Here is a 13,783-nt window from a genome sequence, read left to right as displayed (position 1 = left end):
ATCCCTGAAAGAATGGACACCATGACTTCAAACACCCCTGTCTCCGACCAGCTGTTCGACCGTGCCCGCTCCCTGATGCCCGGCGGCGTCAACTCTCCGGTGCGCGCCTTCGGCTCCGTGGGCGGCACCCCGAAGTTCATGGTTTCAGCAAAGGGGCCGTACCTCACCGACGCGGACGGCCGCGAATACGTCGACCTCGTCTGCTCATGGGGCCCGGCGCTGCTGGGTCACGCGCACCCGGCCGTCCTCGACGCCGTCCACGCCGCCGTCGACCGCGGCTTGTCCTTTGGTGCCTCCACACCCGATGAGGCGAACCTCGCCGCGATCGTCAAGGAACGCGTCTCCGCCGTTGAACGCATCCGCATGGTGTCCACCGGAACCGAGGCCACCATGACCGCGGTGCGCTTGGCCCGCGGATTCACTGGGCGCAACCTGATCGTGAAGTTTGCCGGCTGCTACCACGGCCACCTCGATGGACTGCTCGCTGCGGCCGGCTCGGGACTGGCGACCATGGCGCTGCCCGGTTCCGCCGGAGTCACTGAAGCGGCCGCGGCCGAAACGCTCGTCCTGCCGTACAACGACCTCAACGCGGTGGAAGCCGCTTTCGCTGCGCACGGGAACAACATCGCAGCCGTCATCACCGAAGCTGCTCCTGCCAACATGGGCGTCGTTACGCCGGACGAAGGCTTCAACGCAGCGCTGTCACGCATCACCCGTGAACACGGCGCACTCTTGATCCTGGACGAGGTCCTCACCGGCTTCCGCACGGGCTACGCGGGCTACTGGGGCCTCACCGGCCGGCAGGAAGGCTGGGCGCCGGACCTGCTGACCTTCGGCAAGGTCATCGGCGGCGGCATGCCGACGGCGGCCCTCGGCGGGCGTGCCGACGTCATGGATTATCTTGCGCCCCTTGGCCCGGTGTACCAGGCGGGAACCTTGTCCGGGAACCCGGTGGCGATGGCTGCCGGCGTCGCCACCCTGACGCTCGCGACGCCCGAGGTCTACAGCTTCGTGGATGCCCGCTCGCTGGAACTCTCGGCGGCACTCTCATCCGCGCTGGACACCGCCGGCGTGGACCACTCCATCCAGCGAGCGGGGAACCTCTTCTCAGTGGCGTTTGGCACGTCGGCCAACGGCGTGCACAACTACGCCGACGCCCAGGCCCAAGACGTCTTCCGCTACGCGCCCTTCTTCCACTCCATGCTGGACTCCGGCGTCTACTTGCCGCCGTCGGTCTTCGAGGCGTGGTTCCTGTCCGCTGCCCACGACGACGCCGCCATGAACCGGATCTTCGACGCGCTCCCTGCAGCAGCCAAGGCGGCCGCGGAGGCCGCAGCCTGATCTACGGCGCTTTTCCGATGTTTTGCAGCCTGCTCCTTGCACGCACTGCCGGGCCGGGAGCAGGCTGTGGGCAACGATCGAATCGACAAGGCGATGATTCATCTGCTCAAGCCGTCCAGAATTTCACTGCTCGTCCTCTTCGCCCTGATGGCCGGGGCATTTGCCGGAATTGCGCATTCTGATAGCGCGGACCGCGGTTTGTTGGCGGGCGGGGACCCTCCCACGACGCTGGGCATTCCCCAGGCCGCCCCGCCGCCCAGGCTGTTAAACTCTCCACCGGTGGGATCGCCGAGCGCATCTACAGCGCCGGCCGGGCCTACTGAGCCGCCACCGCCTCCGCACCCGACGCCGGAACAGCGGCTCGCGGGCCTGACCCTGGAACAAAGGGTAGGGCAGTTGTTCATGGTGGCAGCCAAGGCCGACGGAAGCGATGCGGGCACCGTGGCCGATCTCCTGAACAACTACGTGGGCAATATCTATTTGGCCGGACGCAGCCAAGCAGGCGTTGCGGCGACAGCCTCAGTGGTGGCAAAGCTTCGGGCGGGCATTTCGCCGACCTCAAGCCGTGGCTTGCCGCTGTCCGTCGCTACGGACCAGGAAGGCGGCTCCGTTCAAGTCCTCAGGGGACCCGGGTTCCTGCCTATTCCCGCGGCCTTGGACCAAGGGAATTCGAGCCCGGAACAACTTCGCGCCGACGCCCGGAACTGGGGGTCCGAGCTCTTGGAAGCCGGAGTGAATGTTGATCTTGCGCCGGTACTGGACACAGTTCCCAGCCCCGAATTTGCTCCCTCGAACAAGCCCATTGGTGCGTTCAAGCGCGAATATGGCTCCACCCCGGCTGCGGTGTCCGAGCATGGGAACGCAATGGCGGCGGGATTACGGGATGCCGGTGTGGCGCCGGTGGCCAAGCACTTTCCGGGAATGGGGCGCGTAAGCCTGAACACGGACGTCAGCGCGAACGTTCACGATACCGAAACCACCCGGACGGATCCCTACCTAATGCCGTTCAAGGCCGCGATCGACGGCGGACTCCGGTGGGTCATGATTTCCAACGCCTACTACGACAAGATCGATCCCGACCTTCCGGCCCCGTTTTCCCCCGTGATCATGCGCACCATGTTGCGGTCGGACGCAGGGTTCACCGGCATCATCGTGTCCGATGATCTGTGTAACGCCGTGCAGCTGTCGCCTTGGAGCGTGGGGGACAGGGCAACGAATTTCATCGGCGCGGGCGGCACCATGGTTCTGTGCGCAGACACTGCTTCAGTTCCGGCGATGTATGCCCAGGTCCTGCAACGGGCGCAGACCGATCCTGGATTCCGCAACTCAGTGGATGCCGCGGCCTTGACCGTTCTTCAAGTGAAAGCAGGGAAATAGGCTGGACGCGAAAAATCCCCGGCTTCCGGACGGTTCACCACTACGGGTGTTTCGTCCGGAAGCCGGGGATTCCCGTCACAAGGCCTAGAGCACGTCCGAAAGGAAGCCCTTCAGGCGATCGGTCCGCGGCGCGCTAAAGAGTTGCTCCGGCGATCCGGTCTCCACAACGACGCCCGCGTCCATGAACGTCACGGTGTCGGACACGTTCCTTGAGAAGCCCATTTCGTGGGTCACAACCACCATGGTCATGCCGCCCTTGGCCAGATCGGTCATGAGCGCGAGCACGCCCTTGACCAGTTCAGGGTCCAGGGCCGATGTTGCTTCGTCGAAGAACATGACCTCGGGCTTCATGGCAAGCGCGCGGGCAATGGCCACTCGCTGCTGTTGCCCGCCCGACAGGTTCGCTGGCCGGGCGTCGGCCTTGTGCTTAAGTCCCACGAGGTCCAGTTGGGCCAAGGCATCTTCGCGTGCCTGTTCCTTGGACATGCCGCGGAGCTTCCGCAGGGCCAAGGACACGTTCTCCGCCACTGTCTTGTGCGGGAACAAGTTGAACTGCTGGAAGACCATGCCGATCCGCCGGCGCAGTTCATCCGGGTTGTCCTTGAGTACCGAACGGCCATCGAGCAGAATGTCGCCCTGGGCGGGTTCGATCAGCCGGTTCATCACTCTTAGGAGCGTGGATTTCCCTGAGCCGGAAGGGCCGATCACGGAAGCCGTGGTGCCCTTCTCGACGTGCAGGTCTATGCCCCGCAGGACGTGGTTGGACCCGAAAGACAGATGGATATTTTTTGCCGTCAGTGTTCCTGAAGCGAACTCGCTCATGCCTGGGCTCCCTTCCCGACGACGGCCGCTGCCTCGTCCGGTTCCTTCTTTTCCGGCCGGCCTGTCCTTAGGCGGCGGTCAATCCAGTTCACGAAGTGCGTCAATGGAATGGTCATCGCCAGGTAGAAGATTGCTGCCGCTACATAGGGCGACAGATTTCCGCTTGTGGAGGCCGCATCCTTGCCAATCTGGAAGATCTCGCGCTCTGAGGCCAGCAAGCCAAGGAGGAAGACCAACGACGACTCCTTGATCAACGCAATGAATTGGTTGACCAGCGCCGGCAGGACCCGCCGGACGCCCTGGGGAACCACCACAAGCCGCATGGCAGGGCCGTAGCCGAACCCCAGGGCACGTGTTGCCTCTAGTTGGCCTTTGTCGACACTCTGGATACCGGAACGGAAGATCTCGCCGATGTACGCCGCCGACATCAGGGACAGCGCCGCGACGGCCAACGGATACGGACTCGTGGAGCCGCTCAGCTGACGGATGATGGGGCCGAAGCCGAGGCCGATCACGAGGATGGTGAGGACGGGCGGCAGCCCACGAAGGACGTCGGTGTATATGCGGGCTATCCACCGGGCCACGGGGTTCCGGGAGATCCCCATCAAGGCGAGCGCCATGCCGAGCACAGTTCCGATCACGCCCGAGGTGACGGCCAAGACAATGGTATTCGGCAAGCCGACGGCGAACATCTTGGGGATGACTTCGCCTATCGCCTTCCAATCGAGGAAGGTCTCACCGAGTTGCTTGAGGATTTCCTGGAGATCCATGGAACGCCTGGGTTACTTGGCCGGGATCTGGACGGCCTTGCTGCCCGGCTTCCAGCCCTGAGGGGTCTGCTCCGCCTGGGTCGGGCGGTCCTTGTACCACTCGGCCGTCAGCTTGGTCCACGTACCGTCTGCGATCACGGCGTCAAGGCCGGAGTTGAGGGCGTCGATCAGGGGCTGGTTGTCCTTGTTCACGGCCCAAGCAGTGAAGTTCTGGGTGTTGACGACCTTTTCGGCGATCTTTGTGTTGTCGCCGTCCTTGACCTGGCCGGTTGCCTGCTGCGACGGGGCGACCCAAGCGTCAACCTGGCCGCTCTTCACGTTGGCGTAAACCGTGTTGTAGTCCGGGAAACGGACGGGCTCAAGCTTGAGCGTGTTGGTGACGTAGTCGTCCTGGACGGTGCCCTGGACGACGCCGATGCGCACGTCGGACTTGAGGTCCGCGAAGCCCTTGACCTTGGAGTCGGTCTTGGTCACGACGGCCATGTAGCCGAAGTCGTAACCATTGGTGAAGCCGACGGTCTCGCGGCGCTTGTCCGTGGTGGAGATCGAGGAGGATCCGACGTCGAACTGCTTGTTCTTGACCTGGGAGAGCAGCGCCGAGAAGTCAGTGGAGGCGAACTCGACCTTGAGGCCCAGCTTGGCGCCGACGGCGCGCAGGAGCTCGTTGTCATAGCCGGTGAACTTGCCTGAGGGATCGATGAAGATGTTCGGCGGGGCGTCCGAGAGCGTGCCGACGCGCAGGGTGCCGTCGGTGATCAGGCCCAGCTTGGACTTGTCGATCTTGTCCACCGGAGTGACGTCCTTGGTGGTGTACTTGTCCAGCGTCTTCTGGTCGCTGCCCTGGAGGGCGTCGGTCGGCGAGGCGCTGCTGGTGCTGCCCGCTCCGCCACCGCAGGCGGCCAGGGAGACGGCGAGAACTGCAGCCACAGGGACAGCAGAGAACCACTTCAGGGCTTTGATTTTCATCAAGCAAATCACTTTCATCGGGGAACACGCGTTCGTATCGAGACGGGCGGGGAACGCAGCCAAAGCAGGTTTGGGCCGCAATATCAGAACTCGACCCGCCAAACTTAATTATGTCATCCGCCCATTCATCGATAAATTGACGACGATAAGGCGTGCAGTTCCCGGAAACTCCGAATTAAATTCAGCATTGAATGGAATTTGTCGCTGAAGTGCAGCACCCTACGGCGTCGAGGGGAATTCGTGACTGACGTCCAGCTGGCTTTCAGGCAGCAGCTGCCATGTGACGTGCGTCCCATCATGCGGACGCTGGAAAAGCGTCCGGTCCGTGGACGGGCGCTTTGAAAGTCCCGACGCTTTAGAAGTCTCCGCGGCTGGCGTCTTCCGGGGGAAGAACCGGCCAATTGCCTTCGATGACGGCTGTTGGTTTTGTCTTGCGCAGGTAGCTCTGGAAATCCGCGGCCTGTGCAGCTGCCCAATCAACCTGGAGGTGGTGCAGCTTGGAAGCGGGCATCTGCAGCTTCGGGAATTTGCCGGCCATGGCATCAAGGACGCGCAGGGTGGCGAGGGCGTCTGCGGCGGAGGTGTGGGCGTTATCGAGGTTCACGCCGTACTCCTCGCACAGCGCGGTCAGGGTCCGCTTGCCCTTGCGGTATCGGTCGACCTGCTTGTTCATGACGTAGGGGTCAAGCACGGGGAAACGGCTCAGTTGAGGCACGCCGTAGCGGGCGGATTCGGCCGCCAGAACTGTGAAGTCATAGCTGGCATTGAACGCAATGACCGGCACGCCGTCGTCGAACAGTTCCTGGAGCGCTGCCGCGACTTCCCGCGTCACGTCTGCGGCCGGACGGCCCTCGGCCCTGGCCTTTTCCGTGGTGATGCCGTGGATCTCGCTGGCCTCCAAAGGGATCTCCACCCCCGGATCCGCCAACCATTCGAGTTCCTTGATGATGCCGCCGTCGTCGTCCACTACAGTGACGGAAGCGGTGACGATCCTCGCGGAACGGGAGTTCCGTCCCGTGGTCTCAAGGTCGAACGCGGCGCGGGGGAGGGTGTTCCAGGAGCTCATGCTTCAACGCTACCGGCGCCCTCCGACAAGAACCGGAGCGACACTCCTTCTGCGCCGATCCGGCTGCGCATGCCGATAGGCTGGTGGCATGCGGATGGAGTTTGTGACGGCGGTACTGGCCGTCGTGGATCTCATGCCGCCCGGCGTTGCCGTGTCCTATGGGGATGTTGCCGAGCTTCTGGGCTCAGGTGGTCCCCGGCAGATCGGATCGGTCATGAGCCACCATGGGAGCACAGTGGCTTGGTGGCGCGTACTGCGTGCAAGCGGGGAAGCGCCCCCAGGACTTGAATCGGAAGCGCTACATCACTACTTGGATGAGGGAACGCCGCTGCACGGCGCCTACGCGGAGTATCTGCGGACCGGCGAGGGCCGCTGGCGGGTTGACCTGTCCCTGGCCCGGTGGGCTCCCACGGACCGCGATTTCGACAGTATCGACGCGATCTCTGAGCAACTCGAGCGTCAGCTCCATAAATTGTCGGTACCCGATGATGAAATGACCGTGTGAGTCCAACACCGACACCTCAAGCAACAACGCAGGAAGCAACATCGGCACAACCGCGGCAGGCACAACCGCGGCAGGCGCCCGCCCGGTTGCGCCTGCTTCCCCCGCGCGAGGTCCACTACGCAGCGCCGGAGTTGTCAGCCGACCAGGCTGCCGTCGTCGGGCTCCCGCACGGATCCGGGCCGGTCCTGATACCGGGGGCGCCGGGCACCGGAAAATCCACTGTGCTGGTGGAAACCGCCGTCCGCCGGGTTCAGCGTGACGGCGTGGATCCGGAACGGATCCTGATTCTCGCACCCGGCCGGCATGCGGCGTCGGCGTTGCGGGACACCTTTACCGGGCGGCTGGACCGCAGCTTGAGTACGACGCCGGCACGCACCTGGGCATCATACGCTTTCGACCTGATCCGGCGAGCCAAGGCCGAGGGCGTGCTGCCGCTGCAGCGGCCGCCCAAATTGCTCTCGGGGCCGGAACAGGACCTCATCATCAAGGAACTGCTGGAGGGGCACGCCCGGCCGGGCTTCGAACTTCCCTGGCCGCAGGACTTGTCGGCCGCGTTGCCAACTCGGGGTTTCCGCCAGGAGATCCGGCAACTCTTCGACCGGATCATCGAATCCGGCCGCACCGCGGACGACCTCACGTCGCTTGCCTATGAATGCGGCAGACCGGACTGGATCGCTGCCGCAGACCTCTATTCGGAGTACCGGGATGTCCTGGACCTGCGCATGCCGGAAGCCTTTGACCCGGCAGGAATCATCACCGCGGCGCGCCAGATCTTCCAGGACTCGCCCGGATTCCTGGCGGCAGAGCGCGAGCGGCTGCAGTTGATCCTGGTGGACGACGTCCAAGAGGCAAATCCCGCCGTGTTTGAACTGCTCGCGGACATTGCAGAAGGAAAGGACGTTTTGGTGGCGTCCTCCCCGGACACCGTGGTCCAAGGGTTCCGCGGTGCCCGTCCTGACCTTGTCGCCGAACTGCCGCGGCTTCTCGGAGGCCTTGCAGGCACGGTGCGGGAGCTTCCGCTATGGCACACCCACCGGCATCGCCCTGTCGTTGCGGAGGCGTGGACCGGCGTGGCTGCGCGTATTTCGCAGCGTGCGGGAGGCCAATTGGCGCGGCGCCTGGACCCGTTGCCTGCATCGGCGGAGGAAACGCGTTCCGGAGGCAGGCAGGGCGCGGGCCGGGTGGAAGCACATGTCCTTCCCTCCACAGTCCACGAATTGCGCTACGTGGCACAACGCATCCTCGAAGCACAGCTGCGCGAGAACCATGAGTTCGGCGACATTGCTGTGATCGTGCGCAACGGTGGTCAACTAGCGCAATTGCAGCGTTATCTGAGCGGCCAAGGCATCCCCGTCCGTGTCCCGGTCGCGGATTCCGCTGTCCGCGACGAAGTGGCTGTTCGTCCCCTGCTTGAGGTGTACGGCGTCGTCCTGGATGCCGCCAAGCTGACGCCTGAGTCTGCCGTCTCGCTTCTCACGTCGAGGATCGGTGGCGCTACCGCCATCGAGTTGCGCCGCCTACGGCAATCCTTGCGCCGGGAGGAGCTGTTGGGCGGCGGTGGACGGTCCAGCGATGCGTTGTTGGTTGAAGCGTTGCTGGAGCCGGGGGCGCTGGGGTCTTTGGGTATCGAGGTTAGCTCGGCACGGCGTTTGGCCCGCATGATCGCGGCGGGACGTTCGGCGGCCGCCGAACCCGGAGCCAACGCGGAGACGGTGTTGTGGGCGTTGTGGCAAGCCACCGGTCTGTCTTCGCGCTGGACGGAAATGGCGCTCGACGGCGGCGCGGCCGGCGCCCGCGCGGACCGGGACCTTGACGCCATGATGGCCCTGTTCCACACTGCCGAGCGCTACGTCGACCAGCTCCCTGGCTCAGGTCCCGAACAGTTCCTGGAATATCTGCTCAGCCAGGAACTCCCCATGGACACCCTTGCCGCCAGGGCGCAGTTGGAGGAAGCGGTGGAGCTCATGACGCCGGCCAGCGCGGCCGGGCGGGAGTGGGCCGTGGTTATCGTCGCGGGCCTGCAGGAGGGAGTCTGGCCCAATACCAGGCTCCGGGGTGAACTCCTCGGCAGTACTTTGTTTGCCGATGCCGTGGAGCATGGAGTTGAACACGCCTTGCAGCGCGGGCCCCTCAGCAGGCTGAGGGATATCCGCTACGACGAACTGCGGAGCTTCTCCACAGCCGTTTCGCGTGCCCGGGAAGTCCTCATATGCACAGCGGTTTCTTCCGAAGACGAGCAGCAATCGGCCTTTCTCGACTACGTGGTGCCTTTGGAACCAGGGCAATACCGGCGCGAGTACACGCCGGTTGGCCGGCCCATGACCCTGCGCGCCTTGGTGGCCGAGTTGAGGCAGCGCGTTCAGCCGGACGACGCCGCGCTTGCCCGCCCGGGCGTGGCCGAGGACGCCGCCGAAGCCGCGCGCGTGCTGGCACACCTCGCCACCGCGGAGCCTGCAGTGCCGGGGGCGCATCCGGATTCCTGGTGGGGATTGGCACCGCTCAGCAGCGAGGAACCGGTGGTCCCGGTGCAAGGCACGGTGTTCGTTTCTCCTTCGAAGGTGGAAACTGTGCACAAATCGCCGCTGGATTGGTTTGTCCAGGCGGCAGGTGGCGAAGCCGCTACCGACTTTGCCCGTAGCCTGGGCACCTTGGTCCATGCGATTGCCCAGGAGTTGCCCGATGCCTCCGGGGCCGAGTATGTCGCGGAGCTTGTGCGTCGCTGGCCGACCCTGGGCATGAAGGACAACTGGGAGGGCAGGCTGGACTTCCAGCGAGCAGAGCAGATGGTCCGGAAACTCGCCCAATACGTCCTTGTCATGCGGAGCGAGGGCCGAAGCCTGGCCGGGGTCGAAGCGGACTTCGAGGTTCCCCTTCCGGAAGTCCGCCTGGGCCACGTTGCCGAGGATTCCGATGCTGTCCGGAACGCCGTGCTTCGGGGACAAGTGGATCGTTTGGAAATAGACACTGAGGGCAGGCTGGTGATTGTTGACCTCAAGACGGGCAAACGCCAGCCAGGCAAAGCCGAGCTCGCCAGGCACCCCCAGCTGGGTGCCTATCAGGCGGCGGTGCTGCACGGGGCATTCCAGGATCTGCCTGTTCCGGGGCTTGTCCCGGGCGGCGCCGTCCTGGCGCAGCTGGGGACCAAGACGAAGACACCGGCGGTCCAAGTGCAAGAGCCCCTGGACCCGGGAGACAACTGGGCGCAGGACCTTGTCAGCGAGGCCGCCGTGCTCATGGCCGGAGCAAGCTTCGAAGCACGTCACGATCCCTCAAAGGGCAGCCATGGAGGCCACGGCTGCCGTCTGCCCGATATTTGCCCATTGTGCGCCAGGGGAAAGCAGGTCACCGAATGACCGTCCAGACACTCGCCGGAATCGAAGCCGGAGAGGCCGCCGAGGTTGCCTCCGTACTGCCGGAACCTCGATTCTCGCCCGGCGCATTGGCCGATATCCTCGGCGAACGGAACCGTCCCACGGAGGAGCAATCCGCCATCATTGCCTCGCCCCTGACTCCCCGGCTGGTCATCGCCGGCGCCGGATCCGGGAAAACCGCAACTATGGCGGACCGGGTGGTGTGGCTCGTCGCGAACGGATGGGTTCGCCCCGAAGAGGTCCTTGGCGTCACCTTCACCCGTAAAGCGGCAGGGGAGCTGGCCAGCCGCATCCGGGCCAAATTGGCCACCTTGCAGCGCATCGCGTCCTCGGACAACGGGCAGTTCGGCTTCCCGGAGGGGGTTGCCGGCTCCGACGAGCTTGAACCCAAAGTGTCCACCTACCACTCCTACGCCAGCGGGATCGTGTCCGATTACGGTCTGCGCCTGGGTATCGAGCGCGATGTGGTGCTGCTCGGCGGCGCCCAGGCCTGGCAGCTTGCGAGTGAAGTGGTCGAAGCTTACGACGGCGACTATGAGCACTTCACCGCTGCCAAGTCAACGTTGGTCAACGCCGTGATGCAATTGGCCGGCGAGTGCGCCGAACACTTGCGCGAACCCGCCGAGGTTCAGCGCTGGTTGATGGAGCGCGTGTCCGAATTCGCGCAGTTGCCCTATATGTCCGCGGCGAAAAAGAACCCAACCCAAGCCGCCGGCGATCTCGGCGCCATGTTGCGGACCAGGGCAAGTGTCGCGGATATGGTGGGGCGTTACCAAGACGCCAAGAGGGACCGCGGCGTCCTGGACTTCGGCGACCTCGTTGCGCTCGCTGCGAAGATTGCCCAGGACATACCCTTGGCGGCCGCCACCGAGCGGGCCCGGTACAAGGTTGTGTTGTTGGATGAATTCCAGGACACCTCGCACGCGCAACTAGTCCTGTTCTCCCGCCTGTTCGGAGGAGGGCACGCCGTGACGGCGGTGGGGGATCCCAACCAATCCATCTATGGGTTCAGGGGTGCATCGGCCGGCCAACTGTTCCACTTTGTCCAGGAATTTCCCGTCCGGGTGGAAGACAGCGTCGGAGCGGGATCCCTTGCCACCGCACCTACCTCGTACCTGACCACTGCTTGGCGGAACGGGCGCAACATCCTGGCCACCGCCAATGTCATTTCTGCGCCGCTTAACAAGGCCGGCGCGAGTGAGGGAACCCCGGGCTCGAGGGCCGAAGACAGTGCCGTGGCGGTGCCTCCGCTGCAGCCGAGCCCGGCGGCCGTGGACGGCAACGTTGTTCTCGGACGTTTTGCCACAGATGAAGACGAAGCCGCAGCGATTGCCCGGGACGTCCGCCGCTACCGGCGCACAGTCTTTGAAACCTCTGCGGACGGTACGCCGGTTTCTCCCACCATGGCAGTACTTTGCCGCCGTCGGGCCCAGATGGAGTGCTTGCGGCGTGAATTCGAGGTCCAAGGGATCCCGTACGAAATAGTCGGACTGGGCGGCCTCCTCGATACCCCTGAAGTAGTGGATCTCGTGGCAGCGCTCCGGGTCCTCGCCGATCCCGGCCGTTCCGATGCCCTGATGCGTTTGCTGGCAGGCGCCCGGTGGAGGATCGGAACTGCAGATCTGATGGCATTCCGCGACTGGTCGCAGTTCCTTGCCAGGCGGCGATCCCACGGCGGTGCGGGAGACAGCGGTATGGGGGACGATCTGTCAAGCGCGGATGAAAGCCCGACGGAGACGGTCGTGGAGAGCGACATAACCGATGCAGCCAGCCTTGTTGAAGCGCTGGACTTCCTGCCACGCCCGGGGTGGACCTCCGGCCATGGACGCTCCCTCAGCGCAGCGGCCTTGGACCGTCTCGGCCGCTTGTCTGCAGAGCTTCGGAACCTGCGCGGGTTCATCGGAGACGATCTGACCACGCTAATTGGCGAGGTGGAACGTGCCATGCTGCTGGACATCGAAGTCGCAGCCAAGCCCGGCACGAGTATCCACCAGGCCCGCCGGAACCTGGACGCATTCCATGACGCCGCGGCGGGTTTCCTGCAGACCTCGCAGCGCGTCGATCTATTGGCTTTCCTGGGGTGGCTTGAGGCGGCCGCATCAGAAGAAGGCGGACTGGACATGGCCGACGCCGAGGTGAACCACGAGGCCGTGCAACTGCTGACAGTTCATGCCTCCAAAGGCTTGGAATGGGACGTTGTCTTCGTCCCTGGCCTCAACGCCGGAGCCTTCCCAAGCAACCGGGACTCCCGGTGGAGCAGCGGTACCGCGGCCCTGCCATGGCCCCTCCGTGGCGACCGGGCGGACCTCCCCCAATGGGATCTGGACCAGCCGGACCAAAAGGGCTGGCTGGACGCAGAAAAGGACTTCAAATCGGAAGTCCAGCATCACGGCGAGGCTGAAGAGCGGCGACTCGCCTACGTTGCCTATACCCGTGCAAAGTTCGTCCTGTGGGCATCGAGCGCCGCGTGGAATGGTTCCCGGGCAGGCATTGCGGAGACGTCACCTTTCCTTGCCGAGCTGGCCGGCCTCGCCGGTGGGGCAGGAGACCATTCCGGCGGAGCATCGGCCGCTGCCATTCACCCGCAGTCCCTCAGCGAAGACGCGCTGCCCACTGAGAGCCCCCTGACCGCCGGCACAGAGGTGGCAATCTTCCCCTATGATCCGCTCGAAGGTCCCAGCGACCCTCGTACGGGGGAACGGCTCCGCTTGGTACCGGGGCGGCGGGCCGCCATGGAAGCGGCAGCAACCCGGGTCCGGGACGCTGTTGAGGCACTGCGACCGGATGCGCCGCTGGTCGATGCCACCCTGACCTCCCTCCGCGGGGCGGCAGCCGGCTGGGCCGCCGAAGCGGAGCTGTTGCTGGAACGGCAGTTGCGGCGGAAACCCGTCCAGGACGTCCATTTGCCCGGACACATCTCAGCATCCATGTTCGTCGACCTCGGAGACGATCCGGCTGCGGTCCTGGCCCAGCTCCGGCGTCCGGTGCCCCGGCAGCCCGGGATCTCGGCACGCAAAGGCACCGCGTTCCATTCCTGGGTGGAGGAATACTACGGAACCACAGGCATGCTGGATCTCGACGAAGCGCCCGGTTCTGATTCCCATATCGACGAAGCTTACGGACTCGATAACATGGTGGCGACGTTCACCAATTCAGAATGGGCACACCGGTCCCCGGCTTTCGTCGAAGTTCCCGTGGAAACAAGGATCGGGGACGTCGTGGTGCGCGGACGGATTGACGCAGTTTTCCGCGGCGCGGACGGCACGTGGGAACTGGTGGACTGGAAGACGGGCAAGCGCCCGGCCGGCAGGCAACTCAAGACCCGTGCCGTGCAACTGGCCGTCTACCGGCTGGCATGGGCGCGCCTCAAGGGTGTGACGTTGGAGCACGTCAGTGCAGCGTTCTACTACGTTGCCGACGACGCTGTCGTGAGGCCCCACGACCTGGGCACAGCCGAAGAACTGGAGAAGATCATCGCTTCCGCGTTAGGCAACCGAAACCACCAGGCAGCCGAAACCACTAGGCAACCGAAACCACTAGGCAACCGAAACCACGGTAGCTAAGC

Annotated in this window: 9 protein-coding genes; 5 read left to right on the top strand and 4 right to left on the bottom strand. The window is 64.5% G+C overall.

Going from position 1 to position 13,783, the window contains the following annotated elements; genetic code table 11:
• Window positions 1-21: 21 nt before the first annotated feature.
• Entirely contained in the window at window positions 22-1,341 is a 1,320-nt protein-coding gene (gene hemL, locus QRN52_RS04570) for a glutamate-1-semialdehyde 2,1-aminomutase (protein WP_284751588.1), read from the top strand.
• Between the two features lie 66 nt (window positions 1,342-1,407).
• Window positions 1,408-2,718 carry a glycoside hydrolase family 3 N-terminal domain-containing protein gene (locus tag QRN52_RS04565; RefSeq protein ID WP_284751587.1) on the top strand — a complete coding sequence of 437 codons (1,311 nt, stop codon included), beginning with the start codon at window positions 1,408-1,410 and terminating at the stop codon, window positions 2,716-2,718.
• 84 nt (window positions 2,719-2,802) lie between these two features.
• On the opposite strand, the gene QRN52_RS04560 is transcribed toward QRN52_RS04565, so the two are convergent.
• From QRN52_RS04560 to QRN52_RS04545, 4 genes are all read right to left on the bottom strand, one after another.
• Window positions 2,803-3,540 carry an amino acid ABC transporter ATP-binding protein gene (locus tag QRN52_RS04560; protein ID WP_284751586.1) on the bottom strand — a complete coding sequence of 246 codons (738 nt, stop codon included), beginning with the start codon at window positions 3,538-3,540 and terminating at the stop codon, window positions 2,803-2,805.
• Window positions 3,537-4,310, bottom strand: a complete 774-nt coding sequence (locus QRN52_RS04555; protein WP_284751585.1) for an amino acid ABC transporter permease — start codon at window positions 4,308-4,310, stop codon at window positions 3,537-3,539. Before QRN52_RS04555 ends, QRN52_RS04560 begins: the two co-directional genes overlap by 4 nt.
• A 12-nt stretch (window positions 4,311-4,322) precedes the next feature.
• On the bottom strand, window positions 4,323-5,276 hold the full coding sequence (locus QRN52_RS04550; RefSeq protein ID WP_284751584.1) for an ABC transporter substrate-binding protein: 954 nt from the start codon (window positions 5,274-5,276) through the stop codon (window positions 4,323-4,325).
• A 355-nt stretch (window positions 5,277-5,631) separates the two neighbouring features.
• Window positions 5,632-6,342 carry a 3'-5' exonuclease gene (locus QRN52_RS04545; RefSeq protein WP_284751583.1) on the bottom strand — a complete coding sequence of 237 codons (711 nt, stop codon included), beginning with the start codon at window positions 6,340-6,342 and terminating at the stop codon, window positions 5,632-5,634.
• An 88-nt stretch (window positions 6,343-6,430) separates the two neighbouring features.
• Between QRN52_RS04545 and QRN52_RS04540 the strand changes: the two genes are divergently transcribed.
• From QRN52_RS04540 to QRN52_RS04530, 3 genes are all read left to right on the top strand, one after another.
• Complete coding sequence (locus QRN52_RS04540; protein ID WP_284751582.1) at window positions 6,431-6,847, top strand: MGMT family protein; 417 nt, start codon at window positions 6,431-6,433, stop codon at window positions 6,845-6,847.
• 86 nt (window positions 6,848-6,933) lie between these two features.
• Complete coding sequence (locus tag QRN52_RS04535; RefSeq protein ID WP_284751704.1) at window positions 6,934-10,200, top strand: ATP-dependent helicase; 3,267 nt, start codon at window positions 6,934-6,936, stop codon at window positions 10,198-10,200.
• Window positions 10,197-13,781: an ATP-dependent helicase gene (locus tag QRN52_RS04530; protein WP_284751581.1), complete on the top strand. Its 3,585-nt coding sequence runs from the start codon at window positions 10,197-10,199 to the stop codon at window positions 13,779-13,781. The genes QRN52_RS04535 and QRN52_RS04530 overlap by 4 nt, the downstream gene beginning before the upstream one ends.
• Window positions 13,782-13,783 lie beyond the last annotated feature (2 nt).

The organism is Arthrobacter sp. efr-133-R2A-120, assembly GCF_030209835.1.
GTDB lineage: Bacteria > Actinomycetota > Actinomycetes > Actinomycetales > Micrococcaceae > Arthrobacter.
Note: the sequence above shows the minus strand (reverse complement) of the source record. Positions and strands in the feature narration are given on the sequence as shown.

Coding starts and splice junctions, on each gene's coding strand:
- QRN52_RS04530 (WP_284751581.1), top strand. CDS start 10,197: ATGACCGTCCAGACACTCGCCGGAATCGAAGCCGGAGAGGCCGCCGAG.
- QRN52_RS04540 (WP_284751582.1), top strand. CDS start 6,431: ATGCGGATGGAGTTTGTGACGGCGGTACTGGCCGTCGTGGATCTCATG.
- hemL (WP_284751588.1), top strand. CDS start 22: ATGACTTCAAACACCCCTGTCTCCGACCAGCTGTTCGACCGTGCCCGC.
- QRN52_RS04545 (WP_284751583.1), bottom strand. CDS start 6,342: ATGAGCTCCTGGAACACCCTCCCCCGCGCCGCGTTCGACCTTGAGACC.
- QRN52_RS04550 (WP_284751584.1), bottom strand. CDS start 5,276: ATGAAAATCAAAGCCCTGAAGTGGTTCTCTGCTGTCCCTGTGGCTGCA.
- QRN52_RS04560 (WP_284751586.1), bottom strand. CDS start 3,540: ATGAGCGAGTTCGCTTCAGGAACACTGACGGCAAAAAATATCCATCTG.
- QRN52_RS04555 (WP_284751585.1), bottom strand. CDS start 4,310: ATGGATCTCCAGGAAATCCTCAAGCAACTCGGTGAGACCTTCCTCGAT.